21 protein-coding genes are annotated in these 22,923 nt (G+C 54.9%); 12 read left to right on the top strand and 9 right to left on the bottom strand.

The features are described 5' to 3' along the window. Nucleotides 1-65 precede the first annotated feature (65 nt). The 4 genes from fecA to CKO_RS16370 all read right to left on the bottom strand — a co-directional run bounded on the left by fecA (nucleotide 66) and on the right by CKO_RS16370 (nucleotide 4,388). Nucleotides 66-2,381 carry a TonB-dependent Fe(3+) dicitrate receptor FecA gene (fecA, locus tag CKO_RS16385; protein ID WP_012134604.1) on the bottom strand — a complete coding sequence of 772 codons (2,316 nt, stop codon included), beginning with the start codon at nucleotides 2,379-2,381 and terminating at the stop codon, nucleotides 66-68. A 97-nt stretch (nucleotides 2,382-2,478) separates the two neighbouring features. Then, entirely contained in the window at nucleotides 2,479-3,435 is a 957-nt protein-coding gene (fecR, locus tag CKO_RS16380; RefSeq protein ID WP_012134603.1) for a ferric citrate uptake sigma factor regulator FecR, read from the bottom strand. Beyond that, nucleotides 3,432-3,950 (bottom strand): ferric citrate uptake sigma factor FecI, encoded by a 519-nt coding sequence (gene fecI / locus CKO_RS16375; RefSeq protein ID WP_012134602.1) that lies wholly within the window; start codon nucleotides 3,948-3,950, stop codon nucleotides 3,432-3,434. The genes fecR and fecI overlap by 4 nt, the downstream gene beginning before the upstream one ends. 156 nt (nucleotides 3,951-4,106) lie before the next feature. Next, complete coding sequence (locus CKO_RS16370) at nucleotides 4,107-4,388, bottom strand: YjcB family protein (protein ID WP_012134601.1); 282 nt, start codon at nucleotides 4,386-4,388, stop codon at nucleotides 4,107-4,109. Nucleotides 4,389-4,964: 576 nt separating this feature from the next. Here CKO_RS16370 and CKO_RS16365 point away from each other — a divergent pair. Continuing rightward, entirely contained in the window at nucleotides 4,965-6,551 is a 1,587-nt protein-coding gene (locus tag CKO_RS16365) for an EAL domain-containing protein (RefSeq protein ID WP_012134600.1), read from the top strand. A gap of 2 nt (nucleotides 6,552-6,553) precedes the next feature. Here the strand turns inward: CKO_RS16365 and soxS are convergent, their stop codons facing one another. Further along, the gene (soxS, locus tag CKO_RS16360; RefSeq protein ID WP_012134599.1) at nucleotides 6,554-6,877 is read right to left on the bottom strand and encodes a superoxide response transcriptional regulator SoxS; all 324 of its coding nucleotides are present in this window, start codon (nucleotides 6,875-6,877) and stop codon (nucleotides 6,554-6,556) included. Nucleotides 6,878-6,963: 86 nt separating this feature from the next. Here soxS and soxR point away from each other — a divergent pair, with 86 nt between their 5' ends. From soxR to CKO_RS16335, 5 genes are all read left to right on the top strand, one after another. Continuing rightward, nucleotides 6,964-7,422, top strand: a complete 459-nt coding sequence (gene soxR, locus CKO_RS16355; protein ID WP_012134598.1) for a redox-sensitive transcriptional activator SoxR — start codon at nucleotides 6,964-6,966, stop codon at nucleotides 7,420-7,422. A gap of 318 nt (nucleotides 7,423-7,740) precedes the next feature. Beyond that, the gene (locus CKO_RS16350) at nucleotides 7,741-8,409 is read left to right on the top strand and encodes a glutathione S-transferase family protein (RefSeq protein ID WP_012134597.1); all 669 of its coding nucleotides are present in this window, start codon (nucleotides 7,741-7,743) and stop codon (nucleotides 8,407-8,409) included. A 324-nt stretch (nucleotides 8,410-8,733) separates the two neighbouring features. Continuing rightward, complete coding sequence (gene ghxP / locus CKO_RS16345) at nucleotides 8,734-10,083, top strand: guanine/hypoxanthine transporter GhxP (protein ID WP_024130830.1); 1,350 nt, start codon at nucleotides 8,734-8,736, stop codon at nucleotides 10,081-10,083. Between the two features lie 152 nt (nucleotides 10,084-10,235). After that, nucleotides 10,236-11,882 carry a Na+/H+ antiporter gene (locus CKO_RS16340; RefSeq protein WP_012134595.1) on the top strand — a complete coding sequence of 549 codons (1,647 nt, stop codon included), beginning with the start codon at nucleotides 10,236-10,238 and terminating at the stop codon, nucleotides 11,880-11,882. 155 nt (nucleotides 11,883-12,037) lie between these two features. After that, a complete protein-coding gene (locus CKO_RS16335; RefSeq protein ID WP_024130829.1) occupies nucleotides 12,038-12,532 on the top strand; it encodes an REP-associated tyrosine transposase in 495 nt (164 codons plus the stop codon). Nucleotides 12,533-12,623: 91 nt separating this feature from the next. Here CKO_RS16335 and CKO_RS16330 read toward each other — a convergent pair whose 3' ends face one another. Continuing rightward, on the bottom strand, nucleotides 12,624-13,511 hold the full coding sequence (locus tag CKO_RS16330; protein WP_012134592.1) for a LysR family transcriptional regulator: 888 nt from the start codon (nucleotides 13,509-13,511) through the stop codon (nucleotides 12,624-12,626). Between the two features lie 103 nt (nucleotides 13,512-13,614). On the opposite strand from CKO_RS16330, the gene CKO_RS16325 reads away from it, so the two are divergent. Together CKO_RS16325 and CKO_RS16320 are read left to right on the top strand one after the other, a co-directional pair. Further along, nucleotides 13,615-14,025, top strand: a complete 411-nt coding sequence (locus tag CKO_RS16325) for a CidA/LrgA family protein (RefSeq protein WP_012134591.1) — start codon at nucleotides 13,615-13,617, stop codon at nucleotides 14,023-14,025. Continuing rightward, a complete protein-coding gene (locus CKO_RS16320; protein WP_012134590.1) occupies nucleotides 14,018-14,707 on the top strand; it encodes an LrgB family protein in 690 nt (229 codons plus the stop codon). The genes CKO_RS16325 and CKO_RS16320 overlap by 8 nt, the downstream gene beginning before the upstream one ends. Nucleotides 14,708-14,746: 39 nt before the next feature. On the opposite strand, the gene actP is transcribed toward CKO_RS16320, so the two are convergent. The 3 genes from actP to acs form a co-directional block, all read right to left on the bottom strand. Then, nucleotides 14,747-16,396, bottom strand: a complete 1,650-nt coding sequence (gene actP / locus CKO_RS16315; protein WP_012134589.1) for a cation/acetate symporter ActP — start codon at nucleotides 16,394-16,396, stop codon at nucleotides 14,747-14,749. Further along, entirely contained in the window at nucleotides 16,393-16,707 is a 315-nt protein-coding gene (locus tag CKO_RS16310) for a DUF485 domain-containing protein (protein ID WP_024130828.1), read from the bottom strand. The genes actP and CKO_RS16310 overlap by 4 nt, the downstream gene beginning before the upstream one ends. Before the next feature lie 136 nt (nucleotides 16,708-16,843). Beyond that, the gene (gene acs / locus CKO_RS16305) at nucleotides 16,844-18,802 is read right to left on the bottom strand and encodes an acetate--CoA ligase (RefSeq protein ID WP_012134587.1); all 1,959 of its coding nucleotides are present in this window, start codon (nucleotides 18,800-18,802) and stop codon (nucleotides 16,844-16,846) included. Between the two features lie 435 nt (nucleotides 18,803-19,237). Between acs and nrfA the strand changes: the two genes are divergently transcribed. The 4 genes from nrfA to nrfD are packed head-to-tail and all read left to right on the top strand — an operon-like array spanning nucleotide 19,238 to nucleotide 22,908. Then, on the top strand, nucleotides 19,238-20,674 hold the full coding sequence (gene nrfA, locus CKO_RS16295; protein WP_012134584.1) for an ammonia-forming nitrite reductase cytochrome c552 subunit: 1,437 nt from the start codon (nucleotides 19,238-19,240) through the stop codon (nucleotides 20,672-20,674). Between the two features lie 46 nt (nucleotides 20,675-20,720). Then, nucleotides 20,721-21,287, top strand: a complete 567-nt coding sequence (gene nrfB / locus CKO_RS16290) for a cytochrome c nitrite reductase pentaheme subunit (RefSeq protein WP_024130827.1) — start codon at nucleotides 20,721-20,723, stop codon at nucleotides 21,285-21,287. After that, nucleotides 21,284-21,955, top strand: a complete 672-nt coding sequence (nrfC, locus tag CKO_RS16285) for a cytochrome c nitrite reductase Fe-S protein (RefSeq protein WP_012134582.1) — start codon at nucleotides 21,284-21,286, stop codon at nucleotides 21,953-21,955. The genes nrfB and nrfC overlap by 4 nt, the downstream gene beginning before the upstream one ends. Next, on the top strand, nucleotides 21,952-22,908 hold the full coding sequence (gene nrfD / locus CKO_RS16280) for a cytochrome c nitrite reductase subunit NrfD (RefSeq protein WP_012134581.1): 957 nt from the start codon (nucleotides 21,952-21,954) through the stop codon (nucleotides 22,906-22,908). The genes nrfC and nrfD overlap by 4 nt, the downstream gene beginning before the upstream one ends. Nucleotides 22,909-22,923: the final 15 nt, after the last annotated feature.

Below are 22,923 nucleotides of genomic sequence, written 5' to 3'. Positions count from 1 at the left end.
CTGGCCTACGTCACTCTGTAGGCCGGGTAAGGCATTTACGCCGCCACCCGGCAACAAATGAACAATCAGAACTTCAGTGACCCTTGCAGGTACAGCGTTCGTGGCTGTCCGGCATAGATGCCTTTGTTGTTGTCGTCATACGAGCGGGTGTAATACTCGTGGTCGAAGATATTCTTCACGCCAAACGCGAGGTTCAGGTTGGCCATCTCGGGGCCGAAGTCATACGCCACGCGCGCGCCCCACAACATGTAACCCGGAATACGCCCGGTGCTGCCGTCCGCGCTCTCTTTCCCGGTATTGGCGTTGTCGGCAAACTGGCTGGACTGGAAATCGCTGTTCAGGTTGAACGTCCAGTTGCCGGGTTTGTAATCCACGCCCAGCGTCCCTTTATGCTTCGGTGAGAACGGCACCTGATTGCCGTAAGTGTCGCCTTTTTCGCGAATTTCGGCGTTAACGTACGCGTAGTTAGCGTAAACGGCGACATTTTCCAGCGTGGGCGTCATATCGCCGAGATCGTAACGTACCTGCGTTTCCAGCCCGGTATGACGGGTTTTGCCACGGGCGGTGACCGTATCGTTAGTCTGGTTGGAGTCGTACTGATTATTAAAGTTAATCAGGAACAGCCCCATTTCCGCCGTCAGCGCGCCGTTGTCGAATCGGGTTCCGACTTCCCAGGTTCGCGCTTTTTCCGGTTCCACATTGCCGCTTTGCACAGCCTTGCCAATTTGACTGTACTGTACGGTGCCGAACGAGCCTTCAGTGTTGGCATAAAGATTCCAGCTGTCAGTGAGGTGGTAGAGGACGTTAAGCGCCGGAAGCGGAGCGTTGTAGCTCACCTCTTCGTGCGTACCTTTAACGTTGTTGTCCTGGTAGGATTCAATGTGCTCAAAACGCATACCTGGCGTAATGGTCCAGTTGCCGATATCAATTTTGTCATCGAGATACCAGGCGTGAGCTTCGGTCCCTGAACGCGTATCACGGTCATAAGGGCTGGATGTTGACGGCAACTGACCGCTGGTGGTTGCGGTGTAGTAACGCATTTCATGCGTGGATTCATTGACATAGCGATAGCCTACGCCGACTTCATGCGCAGACGGGCCAATCATAAAGCTCTGGCTGTAGCGCGGTTCAATGCCGCGAACCCAGTAGTAGCGCGGTGAGAGCGTAATGCGTTTTCCTTGCTCTAAATAACCGCTGCGCAGGGTGCGGGTGTAGAAACCCTGAACATTGAATTTGTGCTGGCTGTCGGGTTGGTATTGATATCCCAGACTGGCAAGCTGGCGGCGGCCCCAGAAGCTGTCATACGGGCGCGTGGACTGCCAGCGATCGGCGTCGTAGTCGGCGCGGGACAGGCCGCCGGGCATATCGGCGTGACCGTCATAGTATTGCAGCAGGCTATTGAAGGTGTGTACCTCGTCAGGCGCATATTTGCTTTTCAGCATCACGTCGTCGATACGGGTGTTGCTGTGTTCGCGCCAGTCGCTGCCGCGCGTGCCGGAGTAGAGCAGGGCCGTGCCGAAACCGTTATCCGCCGTTCCGCCTACCATCAGGTTGTGCGTCTCTTTTGGATTGTTTTGCGACGAGGTGGGGCTGAGTTGCCCTTCAACGCCGGCTTCAATACCGAAATCCTGCGGAATCGCGCGGGTCACGAAGTTCACCACGCCGCCCACGCTTTGCGGCCCATAGCGCACCGCGCCGCCGCCGCGCACCACGTCAACGGCATCCATATTGCCCAGAGAGACCGGCGCGAGCGACAGCTGCGGCTGACCGTATGGCGCAAAAGGTACGGGGATGCCGTCCATCAATACCGTCGAGCGGCTGGCCAGGCGTGGATTAAGACCGCGAATACCGAAGTTCATTGCCAGGTCATGGCTGCCGGTGCCGTTGTTTTCCGGGGCGTTGACGCCGGGGATACGGTTCAGCGCTTCGCGCATGGTCGTCGCGCCGGTTTTGGTGAAATCATCCCGACGGATAACGTCACGCGCGCCGGCATGTTCGAACACGTCGTTTTCCCGGGCTTCACCCAGCCAGTCGCCGACTACGGTCAACGAGTCCTCGCTGGCAACCGGGGCGGCTTCCAGCGTCCAGGTGTTATCGCCTAACGATTTTTCCTGTAGGCCGCTCCCCTTTAGCAGCGTGCGCAGGCCATCTTCAAGCGCGTAGTCGCCGTGCAGTCCGTCGCTGTGTTTGCCCCGCGTGAGCGAAGCATCCACTGACATAATAATGCCGCTGCGGGCAGCGTATTGATTAAGTGCTTTGTCTAAGTCTCCGGCGGCAATATCGAACTGCGTGGCAAATGCAGGCAGTGAAGCCAGTCCGGCAAGCGGAAGCAGGCTTAAACGAATCGCCATCACCAGAGGTGCTGTGTTATGAAAGGCCATCACGTCTCCATCATCATTTCTTTATTTGTATTCAGTTATGAAGTCGAACGAGCGGGGCAAAAGGGACAATAAAAATGATAATTTTTTTCGTTATCGTTTAAATGGCGGGAGACAGCGTGACCCAGTAGCGCGTAACAAACTGAATTTTCACAGGAAGCGTTTTCGCGATCGCATTCAGTACGGCATCGGTGTTGCCGAGTGGGAACGTCCCTGTCAGGCGTAATCCGGCAACGGCCGGGTCGCAACGCAGTATGCCGTGTCGGTAGCGCGAGAGCGTGGCGATGACGTCGCCCAGAGGTTTGTCGCTGAAACTTAACACGCCTTGCGTCCAGCTTGCAGACTCGTCATTTAATGATGCGACGTCGCCAAACTGCGAGGCGCTGAAGCGCACCGTTTCACCTTGCTGAATAACCCGTTTTTGTTGCGGATCTCCGGCGAGAATCGCTTCGACGGCATGTTGTCGGACGCTAAGGACGGTTTCATCGCCGTCCTGGCGCACGGTAAATTCCGTACCCAATGCGGTGAGCTGGCCCTGGCGCGTCTGTACACGAAACGGGCGTTGCAGCGCGTCTTTTCCGGTGGTAATGGCGATCTCGCCGTACCAGAGCTGGATCTGGCGCTGGCTACCGTCAAATCGCACGTTAACCGCGCTGTCGGTATTCAGCGAAAGCAACGTGCCATCCTCCAGCGTCTGCTGGCGAGTCTGCCCCCGGGCGGTACGATAATCAGCACGCAGACCTTCGCCCAACTCCGATCGCCAGAGCTGCCAGCTGCCGCCCGCGCAGACCAGCAACAGCAACCCTTTCAGTACGTGGCGGCGCGTCAGGCGGCTGTCTTTCAGCGTGTGGCTGGCGAGTTTGCCGGGGACGCTGCTCATCTGGCAGCGCAGGTTTTCGACCTGCTGCCAGGCCCATTGATTATCCTGATCTTGTTCATACCACTGCTGCCAGCGCGCTTCCTGCTGGGGGCTTACGCGCTCCCCGCTTAAAACGGCATACCAGTGTGAGGCTGAACGTAGCGCCTGGCGGCGGGCATCGGTGAGGGAGGTTTTCACAGATCATGCTCCAGGCGGAACAGCAGGCAGTGTTCCGTGGCTTTCGCGACGTACTTTTTCACCGAACTGACGGAAACATTCAGACGTTGCGCGATGTCGCTGTAGGTCAGCCCGTCAAGCTGAGAAAGCAGGAAGGCCGTTCTCGCTTTGGCGCTCAACCCGTCCAGCATCCTGTCGACAAGTTGCAGCGTTTCGAGATGCGACTGCTTTTCTTCAGCGGAAGGTGCCAGCGTTTCGGGTAACTGCGCAAGCATCTCCAGATACGCTTTTTCCAGCGCATTGCGGCGGAAAAGGTCGATCATCACCCGTTTGGCGACGGTGCAGAGAAACGACTTTGGGTCGCGAATCGCCGTCAGAGATTCACCGTTAATAATACGCAGGAAGGTGTCCTGGGCGACGTCGTCGGCGTCGAACGCCGACTGTAACTTTCGCGCCAGCCAGTGCGTCAGCCAGCCGTGATGCGCGCGATACAGCGATTCAAACGTTAAAGGAGCGCACTGAACTGGAGTCGGCATAGAGGAAAAGTATCAAAAGTTAATCATCACGGCGGGGATGTTAATATGAGAATAGTTCTCATTACAATAAATGATACGGCGATTTTGGCGGGAGAAAGGTTAACTGGCTGTTTTTGAGAGAATAAAAAAGCCTCCGGGCGGAGGCTTATATCAGCATCAGGTCAACACCATCGGCCACTCTGGCGGGGTATGGCTCATGGCTTCCACCATCACGGCTTCTATATTGTTCCAGATTGCGGAGACATCCATCAGAGTGATGCCGAGTAACCCGGTTGCAAACCAGCAGGCCGATACGACGCCAAGGCCGCTACTGATCACCGCGAGTCCGATATAGTCGGATTTACGAAAGCGAATATTGAGCGTGCTGGCTAAAAACATGAGCACAGCGCTCAGCAGTTGCCAGCGGAGAAGAACCACGCCAGTGGTTATGGTAGCCATGAAACATTTCCTCTGAGAATAGCAGGTGCCCTGGACAGCGCGGCGTTGCTCACGGAAGGCGTGGTACACTCTGGCTATCGACGGGCATGACATCGACACTGAATGAAACAACGTTTCTGTTTCATCATTTTTGTGAACTATATCACAATAAATTGTTTGTTAGCCAGTGCAGGGCACCCTTTTTTGTGCGCTTTATAACCACAAATTAAATATGGGTATCTGAAGGGGGCTATACCGGAAGATTATGGGACTGGTTATTGAAGATGTATTTTTATTACCATTTTATTAGCGCCGGAAAATTAACCAGCCTGGAAATTTAACTTAATTTTTCTGCATTAATCGGAAAAAACCCTGGAAAATTCTTACTCCTTTTGGATTAGAATATTCCCTAATAAAAATAAGCATAACTTTAAGTTTGCCTTACGGGAAAATATTATCGTCATCCGTCAATATCAGACTTTTACCAGGAAAAGTCTGTTGCTAATGTCGCTTAATTCATGCAACGTAATCACCTGTTTGTTATAGCATCCGCCTTGATGATGACAGGCACAGACAATTCAGGGATACAGGGCCGAAATGAATCATAGCGCGCAACGAAAGTTGCTGAGATTCCTTGGAACAATCATGGTGGTATTACTCCCCGTGATGCTGGCGCTATGGTTTGCCCACATGCGGGCGGTGTCTGAAACCCGTAATCAACTGCACTCTTTTGCCGAGCTGGCATTAGAAAAAACGGAACTGGTTGTCCAGCAGGTGGAGCTGGCCCGCGACGCGATACAGCAGTATCAGGGAAAAGCCTGTACTCCTGCGCATCAAAAACGAATGCAGGATATTATTCGTGGTCGTCTGTATATCAGCGAGTTAATTTATGCGCAAGACGATCATTTTTTATGCTCTACGGTAATGGCGCCTGCCAGTCCTTATATTATCCCTGCCGCAGATTATAAACGAGAACCAGACGTTTCTATTTATTACTATCGTGATACGCCATTCTTTGCTGGCTACAAAATGACGTATATGCAAAGAGGGCACTATGTCGCGGTAATAAACCCGTTGTCTTACAGCGAGGTGATGTCAGACGATCCGACTCTGGCCTGGGGCGTATATGACACGGTGACGAACTCCTTTTTCTCCGTGAGCGAACAGGCAAACGTCGAGCAATTATTACCGTTACTGCACCGTGATGAATCTACCTTTCAGCAAAATAATCGCTTCTATACCATTGCCCATTCAGAAAAACGTCCGATCGCGATAATTGTTTCCACTGATAACGCGCGTTTCTATCAGAACCTGTACCATCAGGCGACGTTAACGCTGCCGTTAGGCATTATCTGTAGCATCATTGTGTTATTGATGTGGTCGCGTACGCGCGAGGAATATCATTCACCGCGCCGTTTGTTGCAGCGAGCGATCGATAAACGTCAACTGCGTCTTTATTATCAGCCCATTATTGATATTCAAAATGAAAAATGCGTGGGGGCGGAGGCGCTATTGCGCTGGCCTGGTTTTGAAGGGCAGGTGATGAGCCCGGCAGAGTTTATCCCGCTGGCTGAAAAAGAGGGGATGATTGCGCAGATTACCGATTACGTGGTGGAAGAAGTATTCAACGATCTGGGACATTTTCTCGCCTCGCAACCTCATCTTTATATCTCTATTAATCTCTCTGCTTCTGATTTCCACTCCTCCCGGCTTATCGCATTAATTGCGGAGAAAGCCCGTCAGCATTCCGTTCTTGCGCAACAAATTAAGGTGGAAGTGACGGAGCGCGGCTTTATTGACGTGCCGAAAACCACGCCGGTTATTCAGGCATTTCGTCAGGCGGGTTTTGAAGTGGCGATTGATGATTTTGGAACAGGGTACTCAAACCTGCACAACCTGTATTCATTGAATGTCGATATTCTGAAGATTGATAAATCCTTTATCGACACGCTGACCACCAATAGCACCAGCCATCTGATCGCGGAACATATCATCGAAATGGCGCAAAGTTTACACCTGAAGGCCATTGCCGAAGGCGTGGAAACGGCAGATCAGGTGAACTGGCTGTTCAAACGCGGCGTTCAGTATTGTCAGGGATGGTATTTTGCGAAGGCGATGCCGCCGCAGGCGTTTATTCAGTGGCTGCAACAGTCGCCCGCACTCCTGATGCAGCGCGGGCAGTAAAGTTACAGACGATGACGGTAGTCGCTGGGCGTGCGGTCAAACTCGCGGCGGAAGACGCGCGAAAATGTCTGTTGCGACACATATCCCAGATCCATCGCGATATCAAAAATGGGGCGCTCGGTCGTTCGTAGCTCTACGGCGGCCAGCAGGAGTCGGCGCTGACGAATATAGTCGCCCAGCGTCTGATGCATCACCGTGCGGAACATCCGCTGTAAATACCACTTCGAGTAACCTGATTTTTTTGCGACCACATCAATGTTCAGCGGTTGGTCGATATGTTCATCAATCCATTCAATAAGGGTCTGAATTATCTGCTGATGGGACATATTGCTGCCTCTTTCTCAGTGTTCGATTCGTCGTTTTGTTTGCGGGCGAGTATAATTCCTCAAGTTAACTTGAGGTAAAGCGATTTATGGAAAAGAAATTACCGCGTATAAAGTCCCTGCTTACGCCGGGTGAGGTGGCGAAACGTAGCGGTGTGGCGGTATCGGCGCTGCACTTTTATGAGAGCAAAGGGCTTATCAGCAGTGTCCGTAACAGCGGCAATCAGCGGCGATATAAGCGCGATGTGCTGCGCTATGTGGCGATCATCAAGATTGCTCAACGTATTGGCATTCCGCTGGCGACCATTGGCGAAGCGTTTGGCGTATTGCCTGAGGGGCATACGTTGAGCGCAAAGGAGTGGAAGCAGCTTTCTTCGCAATGGCGCGAGGAGCTGGACAGACGTATTCATACTCTGGTGGCGTTGCGTGATGAGCTGGACGGCTGTATCGGCTGCGGCTGTTTGTCGCGTAGCGATTGCCCGCTGCGCAACCCAGGCGATCAGCTCGGCACGCAGGGAACAGGGGCGCGATTGCTGGAAGATGATTAAATGTCGTTTCGCCGGGACGCGCGTAGGCCGGATAAGCGAGCACCATATCGCCGCGCATAAAACTAAAGCGCCGCAAGGGCGCTTTAGTTTGTTTCCGGTCTTTGTCTTTCGCTCTATCCCGTTGGTTCACGGGAGGGTTTCCCCCGACATCAACACCCCTCAGTCGAGCACGTGGTGGAGGTTCCGGTTTGTGTTGATACTGTAATTGTATGCCATGCCCGCCCGTTTGCCAGTGTATTGTCTGTTTTTTAGCCGAAATTTTTACGCCATCTCTCGCTCTTTTCTATAGTTAATTTGAATGAAAAACAGGAGACAGCCATGCTGACGGTGCATCATTTGAATCAATCTCGTTCCCAGCGCGTGCTCTGGGCGCTGGAGGAGCTGTCGCTGCCCTACCAGATTGTTCGCTACCAGCGTGAAAAAACCATGCTTGCGCCACCGGCGCTGAAAAAAATCCACCCGCTTGGAAAATCGCCCGTTATTGAGGATAACGGTGAGATCCTCGCCGAATCCGGCGCCATCCTGGAGTATTTGCAGGAAACCTATGACCACGCAGGGCAGTTTAAACCTGCCGATGCCCGGCAAAAACGGCAGTATCGGTTCTGGCTGCATTATGCGGAAGGCTCGTTAATGCCAATGCTGTTAATGAAACTGGTGTTTGTCAGCCTGGGTAAACCGCCGGTGCCATTTGGGTTACGCACGCTGGGCGGCATTCTGGGGCAGGGCGTGCAAAAAGCGTATCTCAACCCGCAACTGGAGACGCATGCGCGCTACATTGATGCGCATCTTGCCGCGCAGCCCTGGTTTGCCGGGGAACATATCAGCATGGCGGATATCCAGATGAGTTTTCCTCTGTTTGCGTTACTGAGCCGAGGCGGAATTAACGACCTGACGCACATTAGCGCCTGGAAGAAGCGCGTAGAGATGCGCCCGGCGTGGCAAAGGGCTATCCAGCAAGGCGGTCCTTTTGAGATCCCTGGCGGGTAGACGGATGTGTCAGTCGTCCGCCCGAGAAAAAATGTTATCAGATTGCGCATTGACGATAACGTTTGCGCATCGACTGGCGATTTATTGAGCGTGATGAAAAGAAATAAGCAAAAAGCCGCAAAGTTTAGTTGAAAAGCCCCGTATTATCGCTGGATAATCGTTTGCTTTTTTTACTACCCGTTTTGTATGCGCGGAGTTAAACGTTTGCTTTTTTGCGACACCCCTTATTGTTGCAAACGTAGCACAAGGAGATGACGTTTCGCTGGCAGTGGATTGTCCACCACGCATACTCGACGAAAAATAAACTCTCAGGGGATGTTTTCTATGTCTACGCCTTCAGCGCGTACCGGCGGTTCACTCGACGCCTGGTTTAAAATTTCACACCGTGGAAGCACCGTCCGTCAGGAAGTGGTTGCCGGATTAACGACTTTCCTGGCGATGGTCTACTCCGTTATCGTGGTTCCGGGGATGCTGGGTAAAGCCGGATTCCCGCCTGCCGCCGTATTTGTGGCGACCTGCCTGGTGGCTGGCGTCGGTTCTATTGTTATGGGTCTGTGGGCGAACCTGCCGTTGGCTATCGGTTGCGCCATCTCGCTGACCGCCTTCACCGCGTTTAGCCTGGTGCTGGGTCAGCACATTAGCGTTCCGGTTGCGCTGGGTGCGGTATTCCTGATGGGCGTGCTGTTTACCATCATCTCGGCGACCGGTATCCGTAGCTGGATCCTGCGCAATCTGCCGCATGGCGTGGCGCACGGCACCGGCATCGGTATCGGCCTGTTCCTGTTGCTGATCGCCGCGAATGGTGTGGGTCTGGTGATTAAGAACCCGCTGGACGGTCTGCCGGTCGCGCTGGGTAACTTTGATTCTTTCCCGGTTATCATGTCGCTGATTGGTCTGGCGGTCATTATCGGCCTGGAAAAACTGAAGGTGCCGGGCGGCATTCTGCTGACCATTATTGGTATTTCGGTTGTGGGTTTGATCTTCGATCCATCCGTCCATTTCTCCGGCTTTTTTGCTATGCCGTCTTTAAGTGATGAACACGGCAACTCGCTGATTGGCAGCCTGGATATTATGGGCGCGCTGAACCCGATCGTCCTGCCGAGCGTGCTGGCGCTGGTGATGACCGCTGTTTTCGACGCCACCGGCACGATTCGCGCGGTCGCTGGCCAGGCGAACCTGCTGGATAAAGACGGGCAGATTATCGATGGCGGCAAAGCGCTGACCACCGACTCCCTGAGCAGCGTGTTCTCTGGTCTGGTTGGCGCAGCGCCTGCGGCGGTATACATTGAATCGGCGGCGGGTACGGCGGCAGGCGGTAAAACGGGTCTGACGGCGATCACCGTCGGTGTCCTGTTCCTGCTGATCCTGTTCCTCTCTCCGCTCTCTTATCTGGTTCCGGTCTACGCGACCGCGCCCGCGCTGATGTACGTCGGCCTGCTGATGCTGAGCAACGTGGCGAAAATCGACTTCGCTGACTTTGTGGATGCGATGGCGGGTCTGATCACGGCGGTGTTTATCGTCCTGACCTGCAACATCGTAACCGGCATTATGATTGGTTTTGCTACGCTGGTGATCGGCCGCATTGTGTCGGGCGAATGGCGTAAGCTGAACGTCGGCACCGTGGTGATTGCCGTAGCGCTGGTCGCCTTCTATGCGGGCGGCTGGGCTATCTGATTCCTGGCGTCCTCTAAAAACGGGTGGCTTTTGCCGCCCGTTTTTATTTTCAGGACACATCCCGTTGTCTTTTGCGTTACTCTGAGGAAGATAGAATTGAGGCACGACGCCTCACGTTTTAAAACATAAGAAATATCGCAAACAGGGAACGCATGGAAATCTTCTTCACAATACTCATCATGACCCTTGTGGTCTCGCTGTCGGGGGTATTTACTCGTGTATTGCCCTTCCAGCTTCCTTTACCCCTCATGCAAATCGCCATTGGCGCGCTGCTGGCATGGCCGACGTTTGGTTTGCATGTGGAATTTGACCCTGAACTGTTCCTGGTGCTGTTTATTCCGCCGCTGTTGTTCGCAGACGGCTGGAAAACGCCGACCCGGGAGTTTCTCGAACATGGGCGAGAGATTTTCGGCCTGGCGCTGGCGCTGGTGCTGGTCACGGTGGTCGGAATTGGCTTTATGATTTACTGGCTGGTGCCGGGCATTCCGCTGATACCGGCCTTCGCGCTGGCTGCCGTACTGTCGCCGACCGATGCGGTTGCGCTTTCCGGCATTGTCGGCGAGGGGCGCATTCCGAAGAAAATTATGGGCATCCTGCAAGGCGAGGCGTTGATGAACGACGCGTCCGGCCTGGTGTCGTTGAAATTTGCCGTCGCAGTGGCGATGGGGACGATGGTGTTTACCGTCGGCGGGGCGACGGTGGAGTTCTTTAAAGTCGCAGTGGGCGGTATTCTGGCGGGCTTTGTCGTCAGTTGGTTATACGGTCGCTCCCTGCGTTTCCTGAGCCGTTGGGGCGGGGATGAGCCAGCGACGCAAATCGTCCTGCTGTTCCTGCTGCCGTTCGCCTCCTACCTGATTGCGGAACATATCGGCGTATCCGGCATTCTTGCCGCTGTGGCGGCCGGGATGACCATCACCCGCTCCGGCGTTATGCGTCGCGCGCCGCTGGCGATGCGTCTGCGCGCCAACAGCACCTGGGCGATGCTGGAGTTTGTCTTTAACGGCATGGTCTTTCTGCTGTTGGGTCTGCAACTGCCAGGGATTCTGGAGTCGTCGCTGGTGGCGGCGGAAGCCGATCCCAACGTTGAAACCTGGATGCTGTTCACCGATATCGTGCTGATTTATGCCGCGCTGATGCTGGTGCGCTTTGGCTGGCTGTGGACGATGAAGAACTTCAGTAATCGCTTCCTGAAGAAAAAGCCGATGGAGTTTGGCGCCTGGACGATGCGTGAAGTCCTCATCGCCTCCTTTGCGGGGGTACGCGGGGCGATTACGCTGGCCGGTGTGCTCTCTATCCCGCTATTGTTGCCGGATGGTAACGGCTTCCCGGCGCGCTATGAGCTGGTATTCCTTGCGGCGGGCGTGATTTTGTTCTCGCTGTTTGTGGGGGTCGTGATGCTGCCGATTCTGCTGCAACATCTGGAAGTGGGCGATCACTCACAGCAGCAGAAAGAGGAGCGAATCGCCCGCGCCGCCACGGCGGAAGTGGCGATTGTCGCGATTCAGAAGATGGAAGAACGTCTGGCGGCGGATACCGAAGAGAACATCGATAACCAGTTGCTCACCGAGGTCAGCTCCCGTGTGATTGGTAACCTGCGTCGCCGCGCCGATGGGCGTAACGATGTGGAAAGCTCGATGCAGGAAGAGAACCTCGAACGGCGCTTCCGCCTGGCGGCGCTACGCTCGGAACGTGCAGAATTGTACCACCTGCGCGCGACGCGTGAGATCAGTAACGAAACCCTGCAAAAACTGCTGCATGACCTGGATTTGCTGGAAGCATTGTTGATCGAAAATCAGTAAGCACCCGTATCGCCCGGTGGCGCTTCGCTTACCGGGCCTACAGGGGGCGATATTGCCTGGCGGCGCAACAATTTTGCGAGCCGTTTTCCTGAATTTACCTCTGCTCATTGTTGGCTTTCTCCTTTTCCCTCTACGCTCGGAGAAAAGGAGCCAACATGTCCAACTATCGTTGTTATTACATTAATGGTGGAACGTGGTTTTTCACCGTTAATCTTCAGGATCGTAAAAGCGGTCTTCTTACGTCCCATATCCATGCGCTTCGTCATGCCATCGCCAGCGTTAAACAGCGTAAACCTTTTCATATCAACGCCTGGGTTGTATTACCCGAACATATGCATTGTGTATGGACCCTCCCTGAAAACGAGCACGATTTCTCCTCTCGCTGGCGCGAAATTAAAAAACATTTCTCTAAATCGCTGGGTTTGCGTCAGGTCTGGCAACCTCGATTCTGGGAACACACGATTCGGGATGAATACGATTATCGCCAGCATGTTGATTATAGTTATATCAATCCGGTTAAACATGCCTGGGTTAAACAGGTAAAGGATTGGCCCTTTTCAACATTTCATCGCGATGTTCGCCACGGGATATACCCTGCGGATTGGGCGGGAGAGATTACCGGGCTTAATGTTGGTGAACGCGGTGATTAAATTGCCCGGTGGCGCTTTGCTTACCGGGCCTACAAAATGCACTCCCGTAGGCCGGATAAGGCGCTTGCGCCGCCATCCGGCGAGCGAGGCGTTATTCCTGCGTTAACCAGAACCCTTCGCAACACGTCAACCACGCTCTGGCGCTGTGGGACAAATAAACGCCTTCGCGCCAGATCATGCCCAACTGCCAGCGTAAATCACTCTCCAGCGGGAGCCAGCGCAGGGTTTGTTTATCCAGCCGTTGGCAAATCGGCTCCGGCAAAATCGCAATTCCGACGCCGGCCTGCACCATAGCGGCCAGGAAATCCCACTGACCGCTGCGTACCGCAATACGCGGCTTCACATCATGCTGCTTAAAAAGCCGCATCAACTGGCGATTCAACGCAAAATCTTCGTTGTAGATAAGCAGAGGATGCTCCGCCAGCGCTTCGGGGGAAATCGACTCGCACGCCATCCACTTACCGGAACGCGGCACCAGCACGCATAGCGGGTGGCTGAACAGCGGCAAGGTCGTCAGTCCGCTCTCTTCCTCCACCGGCAGCGCGGTCATCGCCACATCCAGCTCGCCGTTCATTACCGCCTGCTGTACCGTCAAACCGCCAAATTCTGCAATCTTCAGTTCCACACCCGGATAACGTTGGCGAAACAGGCTAATCGGCCCGGCCATCAGCATGCCGACCATCGGCGGGATGCCGAGCCGCAGCAGCCCTTTATTGAGATGGTTAATATCGCCCAGCTCTGCTTCCAGCTGGCGAAATTCAGCGAGGATCGCCAGGCCGCGCTCGAACACCACGCGCCCGGTATCCGTCAGCAGCAGACGTCGCCCATCGCGGATCAGTAGCGTGCAATTAAGCTCATCTTCCAGATTCTTCAGCATCTTGCTGATGGTGGGCTGAGTGACAAATAACTTCTCCGCTGCGCGGGTGAAACTCTGCTGGCGCACCACCTCGACAAAATAACGCAGCGTTCTGATATCCATGATTATTCCTTAAGACTATGCCTGCAATGAGTTTAATTCATTTCAGTAGCGGACGGGCGCTCTCTATACTGGCGTTCCGTTTTATTTTTCAGGACATTCCCTCATGGCTGTGGCGATAAGCCGCGTTACGCCTGCTGTTATGCAACGACTCCAGATACCGGTTCAGGTACTGCTGTATGCAGGTTTATTTGTTTTTGCTCAATATCTTGTTTCATGGCTGCATCTGCCGCTTCCCGCCAATCTGGTTGGGATGGCGCTGATGCTGGCGCTGATTGTCTGTCGGGTGATCCCGCTTAACTGGGTTCGTGCGGGCGCACGCTGGCTGTTGGCGGAGATGCTGCTGTTCTTTGTCCCCGCCGTAGTAGCGGTCGTTAATTATGCGCAACTGCTGTTGATGGACGGCTGGCGCATCTTCGCCGTGATTGCGATCAGCACGCTGATGGTGCTTGGCGCAACCGCATGGGTGGTGGATAACGTATACCGCTATGAGATGAGCAGGGTAAACCGTGAGTAATTTTCAGCTAAGCGTACTGTGCCTGGTCATCACGCTGGGGATCTATTTCGTCAATAAGCGGCTGTATCGTCGCTTTCGTAAGCTGCCGTTGATGCCGCTGGTGCTCACGCCCGCGCTGTTGGTATTGATACTGGTGTTTGGCCATATCTCCTGGCAGAACTACATTGGTGAATCGCACTGGTTGCTGTGGTTGTTAGGCCCGGCGACCATCGCGTTTGCCGTTCCGGTTTACGATAATCTCGCCATCATTAAACGCCACTGGATGTCGCTGACGGCGGGCGTGGTAACGGCAACCGTGGTGGCGGTCACCAGTTCCGTCTGGCTGGCGCGCCTGTTTACGCTGCCGGATGAGATTCAGCGCAGCCTGGCCGTGCGTTCCGTCACCACGCCATTTGCGCTGGCGGCGGCAGAGCCGCTGGGTGGTCAGCCGGATTTAGTGGCGCTCTTTGTGGTGGTGACCGGCGTGTTCGGGATGGCGGTTGGCGATGCGCTGTTTTTGCGCCTGTCTATTCGTGAAGGGATGGCGAAAGGCGCCGGGTTTGGCGCGGCATCACATGGGGCAGGTACGGCGCGTTCGTATGAACTGGGTCAGCAGGAGGGCGTCGTCGCCAGTCTGGTGATGATGCTGTCCGGTGTGATGATGGTGCTGGCGGCGCCGCTGGTCGCAAAAGTGATGTTCTGATGTTGTCCTCCGACCCGTAGGCCGGAGGAGTGCGCTGAATTAATGCGCGCGGCCTTGCTCAACGCCGTACCCGGTCTGGGAACGGATGAACTGGGCGCGGAACTGCTCACGCTCGCGATTACCTTCCGCAGAATTATCGGTAGCGGAGAAGAACCAGATCCCAATAAAGGCAACGCTGATGGAGAACAGCGCCGGATACTCATACGGGAAGATGGCTTTTTCGTGGCCGAGGATTTGCACCCAAATCGTTGGGCCGAGAACCATCAGCACGACAGCCGTCACCAGGCCTAACCAGCCGCCCATCATCGCGCCGCGCGTGGTCAGCTTCGACCAGTACATGGAGAGCAGGATGATTGGGAAGTTGCAGCTCGCCGCGATAGCAAACGCCAGGCCGACCATGAAGGCGATATTCTGGTTTTCAAACAGCACGCCCAGAATGATGGCAATCACGCCCAGCACCAGTACGGTAATTTTCGACACCCGCAATTCTTCACGTTCGGTCGCGCCTTTACGAAACACGTTCGCGTACAGGTCGTGAGATACCGCCGATGCGCCTGCCAGCGTCAGACCGGCCACGACCGCCAGGATCGTTGCGAAGGCTACCGCAGAGATAAAGCCGAGGAACAGGTTGCCGCCTACCGCGTTCGCCAGATGAACCGCCGCCATGTTGTTGCCGCCGATTAACGCGCCTGCGGCATCTTTATACTCCGGGTTAGCGCCGACCAGCATGATTGCGCCGAAGCCGATAATAAAGGTCAGGATGTAGAAATAGCCCATAAAGCCAGTGGCGTAGAACACGCTCTTACGCGCTTCGCGGGCATCGCTGACGGTAAAGAAACGCATCAGAATGTGCGGTAAGCCTGCCGTACCGAACATCAGGCCCAGGCCTAATGACAGCGCGGAGATCGGGTCGTTGACCAGACCGCCCGGGCTCATAATGGCTGAACCTTTCGGGTGTACCGCCATCGCTTCGGTGAACAGGTTGTTGAAGCTGAAGCCGACGTGCTTCATGACCATAAAGGCCATAAAGCTGGCGCCGAACAGCAGCAGTACGGCTTTGATAATCTGTACCCATGTCGTTGCCAGCATGCCGCCGAACAGGACGTACATCATCATCAGAACGCCCACCAGCACCACCGCAATGTGGTAGTTCAGACCGAACAACAGCTCGATCAGTTTACCTGCCCCCACCATCTGGGCGATGAGGTAAAGCGCCACCACCACCAGCGAACCACAGGCAGACAGAATGCGGATCGGCCCCTGTTTCAGTCGGTAAGAGGCGACGTCGGCAAAGGTATAGCGACCCAGGTTACGCAAGCGCTCGGCGATCAGGAACAGAATGATAGGCCAGCCCACCAGGAAGCCGAGTGAATAGATCAGCCCGTCGTAGCCGGAGGTGAACACCAGAGCGGAAATCCCGAGGAACGACGCGGCGGACATATAGTCGCCGGCGATCGCCAGCCCATTCTGGAAGCCGGTAATATTCCCGCCTGCCGTGTAATAGTCGCTGCGTGAACGGACGCGTTTAGAGGCCCAGTAGGTGATGCCGAGCGTAAACACCACGAAAATCAGGAACATGACGATTGCCTGCCAGTTGGTTGGCTGGCGTTCTACTGCACCGCTAATGGCATCCGCTGCGTTTGCAGCGAAGGGTAGTGTGGCGGCAAGCGCCGTCAGGACTCTCTTCATGATGCTTTAACCTCGTGCAGTACGGCGTTGTTAAGACGGTCGAATTCACCATTCGCCCGCCAGATGTAAATACCGGTCAGGATGAAGGAGATCAGAATGACGCCCACCCCAATTGGAATACCCCGGGTGACATTGGTGCCGGCGTGTAGCGGAGTGCCCAGCCAGCCCGGCGCGAAGGCAATCAGTAGAATAAAGCTGATATAAACCGCCAGCATGATGACCGACAGGATGGTGGCAAACCGTTGCCGTTTTTCGACTAACTCCCTGAAACGCGCACTGTCTTCTATCCGTTGATAAATATTGTCATTCATCACAGAGTCTCCAGAGATAAGGTAGGGGGATTTTTTTATTTTGCCGGATGGCGGCTGAAGCCTTATCCGGCCTACAAGCGATGTTGAACCTGTAGGCCCGATAAGCAGCGCGCCATCGGGCATTTCACGGTTAGGGTTATGAAGGCATTGCGATGGCCTGCTTCTCTTCGAGCAGTTTCTCGACCACGCCAGGATCGGCGAGGGTTGAGGTATCGCCCAGATTGCTGGTATCGCCCGCTGCGATTTTGCGCAAAATACGGCGCATGATTTTGCCGGAACGCGTTTTCGGCAGTGAGTCTGTCCAGTGCAGCACGTCCGGTGTTGCCAGCGGGCCAATTTCTTTACGTACCCAGTTGCGTACTTCGGTATACAGCTCCGGCGACGGATCTTCGCCGTGATTCAGCGTGACATAGGCGTAGATGGCCTGGCCTTTGATGTTGTGCGGAATACCGACCACTGCGGCTTCGGCAATCTTCGGATGCGACACCAGCGCGGATTCAATCTCCGCCGTGCCCAGACGATGGCCGGAAACGTTCAGTACGTCATCGACGCGCCCGGTGATCCAGTAGTAACCATCTTCGTCACGACGCGCGCCGTCGCCGCTGAAATACATGTTTTTGAAGGTAGAGAAGTAGGTCTGCTCAAAACGCTCGTGATCGCCGAACAGGGTACGCGCCTGACCCGGCCAGGAGTCGGTAATCACCAGATTGCCTTCGGTCGCCCCTTCCTGCGGGTGGCCTTCGTTATCCACCAGCGCGGGCTGCACGCCAAAGAACGGACGCGTGGCGGAACCGGCTTTCAGTTCAGTCGCGCCGGGCAGCGGCGTGATCATGAATCCGCCGGTTTCGGTCTGCCACCAGGTGTCCACTACCGGGCATTTTTCGTTACCGATCTTCTTCCAGTACCATTCCCACGCTTCCGGGTTGATTGGTTCGCCGACGGAACCGAGGATGCGCAGCGAAGAGCGATCGGTGCCTTCAATCGCCTTATCGCCTTCCGCCATCAGAGCGCGAATAGCGGTTGGGGCGGTGTAGAGAATAGTAACCTGGTGCTTATCCACCACCTGCGCCATCCGCGCAGGCGTCGGCCAGTTTGGCACGCCTTCAAACATCAGGGTGGTTGCGCCGCAGGCCAGCGGCCCATACAGCAGGTAGCTGTGCCCGGTCACCCAACCTACGTCTGCGGTGCACCAGTAGATATCGTCCGGGTGATAGTCAAAGACATACTTAAAGGTGGTGGCGGCATAGACCAGATAGCCGCCGGTGGTATGCAGCACGCCTTTTGGCTTGCCGGTTGAACCGGAGGTGTAGAGGATAAACAGTGGGTCTTCCGCATTCATCTCTTCCGGCTGATGGTCAGCGCTGGATTTCTCAATCACGTCGCTCCACCACAGATCGCGGCCTTCATGCCAGTCGACTTTCCCGCCAGTACGTTTTAAAACCACCACATGTTCAACGCTGTTCACATTCGGGTTTTTCAGCGCATCATCGACGTTCTTTTTCAGCGGGATGCCGCGTCCGGCACGCACGCCTTCATCGGCGGTGATCACCAGACGTGAGCTGGAGTCGATGATTCGCCCGGCAACCGCTTCCGGCGAGAAGCCGCCGAAGATCACCGAATGCACCGCGCCAATGCGCGCGCAGGCCAGCATCGCCACCGCCGCCTCCGGCACCATCGGCATATAAATAGCCACGACGTCGCCTTTCTTAATGCCCAGCTCCAGCAGCGTATTGGCGAAACGACAAACATCGCGATGCAATTCGCGATATGAAATGTGTTTGCTCTGGGTGGCGTCATCGCCTTCCCAGATGATGGCGGTACGGTCGCCGTTTTCTTGCAGATGGCGGTCAAGGCAGTTTGCCGCCAGGTTCAGCGTGCCATCCTCATACCATTTAATCGACACGTTGCCGGGCGCAAAGGAGGTGTTCTTCACTTTTTTATACGGTGTAATCCAGTCGAGAATCTTTCCCTGTTCACCCCAAAAGGTATCTGGCTCGTTAATAGATTGTTGATATTTCGCCTCATACTGCTCCGGGTTTATCAGGCAACGATCCGCAATGTTTGCGGGAATAGCGTGTTTATGTATTTGGCTCATGGCTTTTGTTCTCCTTGTAAGATGTTAATAATATGTCTCGCAAAAGTTAAATGTAGGGGCTTTGGCAGTTTTGTTTAGTATTTGCGCGGCAGATCACGCAATAACGGAACTGTGCAAATAAACGGCAAAGTGATTTTTGAAGGAATCTCGCAAAAATGGATTAATACCCGCGATAACATGCAGTTACAGGCGAGTTGTTGAAAAAGTGATCCGCGTCGAATGCTAACGAAAGGAGTAGGTTTAAGGAGGGTGGTATAACTCTAAAGTGGTATTTTACATGCACTTACAATTGATTAAAGACAACATTTTTAATGTGGTTTTTTGTTACACATAGAGGGGAGCAATGTCATGACAGTATTCGTGCGGTTGCTGTTGTGGAAAAACAAAATAAAGAACCGCCATTGAAGGCAATGGCGCAATCTGGATGAGACCTCTATGGCAAGGACAATATTACGCGCACGCCGTTTCTTCAGCCTGATATTACCGTTTTTTTTCATTTCCTCTGTATACGCTGAACAAACGTCCGTTCCCGCAAAGACCGTCACCGTTGAAGCGAAGAATGAAACCTTCGCCCCTCAGCATCCCGATCAATATCTCTCATGGAAAGCGACGTCAGAACAGTCAACGCGTGAAGATGCGCTGGCAGAAGACCCACGTCTGGTGATCCTGTGGGCGGGATACCCCTTCTCGCGTGACTACAATAAGCCGCGCGGGCACGCTTATGCGGTTACCGATGTGCGTGAAACTCTGCGTACCGGCGCACCGAAAAATGCCGAAGATGGCCCATTGCCGATGGCCTGCTGGAGCTGTAAAAGCCCGGATGTGGCGCGTCTGATCCAGAAAGATGGCGAAGACGGCTACTTCCACGGTAAATGGGCGCGCGGCGGCCCGGAAATCGTCAATGCCCTGGGCTGCGCCGACTGCCATAACACCGCCTCAGACGATTTCGCCAAAGGCAAACCGGCGTTAACGCTCTCCCGTCCTTATGCCGAGCGCGCGATGGAAACCATCGGCAAACCGTTTGATAAAGCCAGCCGTTTTGACCAGCAATCTATGGTGTGCGGGCAGTGCCATGTGGAGTACTACTTTGACGGTAAAAACAAAGCCGTCAAATTCCCGTGGGATGAGGGAACAAAAGTCGAGGATATGGAGAAATATTATGACGCCATCGCCTTCTCTGACTGGACAAACCCGCTGTCGAAAACGCCAATGCTGAAAGCGCAGCACCCGGAATATGAAACCTGGAGCGTGGGCATTCACGGCAAGAACAACGTGACCTGTATTGATTGTCACATGCCGAAAGTGCAGAACGCCGAAGGCAAACTTTACACCGACCATAAGATTGGCAACCCGTTTGATAACTTCGCCCAGACCTGCGCCAACTGCCACACCCAGGATAAAGCCTCCCTGCAAAAAGTGGTTGCTGAGCGTAAACAGGCGATTCATGACCTGAAAATCAAGGTTGAAGATCAGTTAGTACACGCGCATTTCGAAGCGAAAGCGGCGTGGGATGCGGGCGCGACAGAAGCGGAAATGAAACCGATTCTGGACGATATCCGTCATGCGCAGTGGCGCTGGGATCTGGCGATTGCCTCGCACGGCATCCATATGCATGCCCCGGATGAAGGTCTGCGTATGCTGGGCGGCGCGATGGATAAAGCGGCGGATGCCCGTACCAAACTGGTGCGTCTGCTGGGCAGTAAAGGCATCACTCATGAAATCCCGCTGCCGGATATCTCCACCAAAGAGAAAGCCCAGAAAGCGATTGGTTTGAACATGCAGCAAATCAACGCCGAGAAGCAGGACTTCATCAAGACGGTGATTCCGCAATGGGAAGATCAGGCGCGTAAAAACGGTCTGTTAAGCCAATAACCCCACATTCCGCCTCGTAAGAGGCGGATAACTCAACGGAGTGAATATGAGCGTATTACGTTCGTTATTAACTGCTGGGGTGCTGGCGTCAGGTCTGTTCTGGAGCCTGTGTGGGATAACCGCTACCCCAACGCCGCAGGACTCAGAGCAACGCTGGACGGTCACCCAGCAGCGTAATCCAGATGCTGCTTGTCTGGATTGCCACAAGCCGGATACCGAGGGTATGCACGGTAAGCACGCTTCTGTCGTTAACCCGAACAACAAGCTGCCGGTTACGTGCACCAACTGTCACGGTCAGCCATCGCCTAAACACCGCGAAGGGGTGAAAGATGTGATGCGCTTTAACGACCCGATGTATACGGTAGAGCAGCAGAACAGCGTCTGTATGTCCTGCCACCTGCCTGAGCAGCTGCAAAAAGCGTTCTGGCCGCATGATGTCCATGTGACCAAAGTGGCGTGCGCCAGCTGTCACTCGCTGCATCCACAGCAAGATACGATGCAGACGCTCAATGAGAAAGGACGGATTAAGATTTGCGTCGATTGCCACAGCGATCAGCGTACCAATCCGCACTTTAACCCGGCGTCCGTTCCCTTGCTTAAGGAGCATCCATGAGTTGCTCTCGTCGCCAGTTTATCACCCGCGTCGGCGCGCTGGTGGCGGTCAGCGGAACAGCAGGACGCGTGGTGGCGAAAACGTTGAATATCAACGGCGTGCGTTACGGCATGGTGCATGATGAGTCATTATGCATCGGCTGTACCGCCTGTATGGATGCCTGTCGGGAAGTGAACCAGGTGCCGGAGGGCGTGTCGCGTCTGACGATTATCCGCAGCGAGCCGCAGGGGACGTTTCCTGACGTGAAGTATCAATTCTTCCGTCATTCGTGCCAGCACTGCGATCATGCGCCCTGCGTCGATGTTTGCCCGACCGGGGCCTCATTCCGCGATGCCGCCAGCGGTATCGTCGATGTGAACCCGGATCTGTGCGTCGGCTGCCAGTATTGCATTGCGGCGTGTCCTTATCGCGTACGCTTTATCCATCCGGTCAGCAAGACGGCGGATAAGTGCGATTTCTGCCGGAAAACCAACCTGAAAGCGGGTAAGTTGCCCGCCTGCGTCGAGTCCTGCCCGACAAAGGCGCTGACGTTTGGCAACCTGGACGATCCCAACAGCGATATCTCTCGTCTGCTGCGGCAGAAAACCACCTACCGCTACAAGCTGGCGCTGGGTACGAAACCGAAGGTCTACCGCGTTCCCTTTAAATTTGGGGAGGTGAGCCAATGACGCACGCTTCTGCTTTCCATTTTGAATCGCTGGTGTGGGACTGGCCCATCGCCATCTATCTGTTTCTGATTGGTATTTCTGCCGGGTTAGTGACGCTGGCTATTTTGCTGCGCCGCATTCACCCGGAAGCGGGCGGGGCGGACAGCACGCTGCTGCGTACGACGCTGGTGGTGGGGCCGGGGGCAATTATTCTTGGCCTGCTGATCCTGATCTTTCACCTGACGCGCCCGTGGACCTTCTGGAAACTGATGTTCCACTACAGCTTCACGTCGGTGATGTCGATGGGCGTCATGCTGTTCCAGCTCTATATGGTGGTGCTGGTTCTGTGGCTGGCGAAAATCTTTGAAAAAGAGGTGCTTGCCCTGCAACAGCGCTGGTTGCCGCGTCTGGGGATGGTGCAAAAAGCATTGACGCTGCTGACGCCGTTCCATCGCCTGCTTGAGACGGTAATGCTGGTGCTGGCGGTACTGCTGGGGGCGTATACCGGCTTCCTGCTGTCGGCGCTGAAGTCCTATCCGTTCCTTAATAACCCGATCCTGCCGGTGCTGTTCCTGTTCTCGGGGATCTCTTCCGGGGCGGCGGTGGCGCTGATTGCGATGGCCTTGCGTCATCGCAGCAATCCGCACAGCACTGAAGCGCATTTTGTGCATCGCATGGAAACGCCGGTCGTCTGGCTGGAAATCTTCCTGCTGGCGGCGTTCTTTGTTGGGCTGGCGTTGGGCGATGACGGCAAAATGCGCGCGCTGACTGCGGCGCTGGGTGGTGGATTCTGGACATGGTGGTTCTGGCTTGGCGTCGCGGGGCTGGGGCTGATTGTGCCAATGCTGCTGAAGCCCTGGGCGAATCGCGGTTCGACGTTTCACGGCGTGCTGGCGGTATGTGGCGCCAGCCTGACCGGTGTCCTGCTGCTGCGCTTTTTCATTCTTTATGCGGGACAGCTAACGGTCGCGTGAGCTTAGGCAGGGTGA

The organism is Citrobacter koseri ATCC BAA-895 (assembly GCF_000018045.1).
Taxonomy (GTDB): Bacteria; Pseudomonadota; Gammaproteobacteria; order Enterobacterales; family Enterobacteriaceae; genus Citrobacter_B; species Citrobacter_B koseri.
The sequence above is the reverse complement of the archived record's forward strand: the minus strand, read 5'-3'. Positions and strand labels throughout refer to the sequence as shown.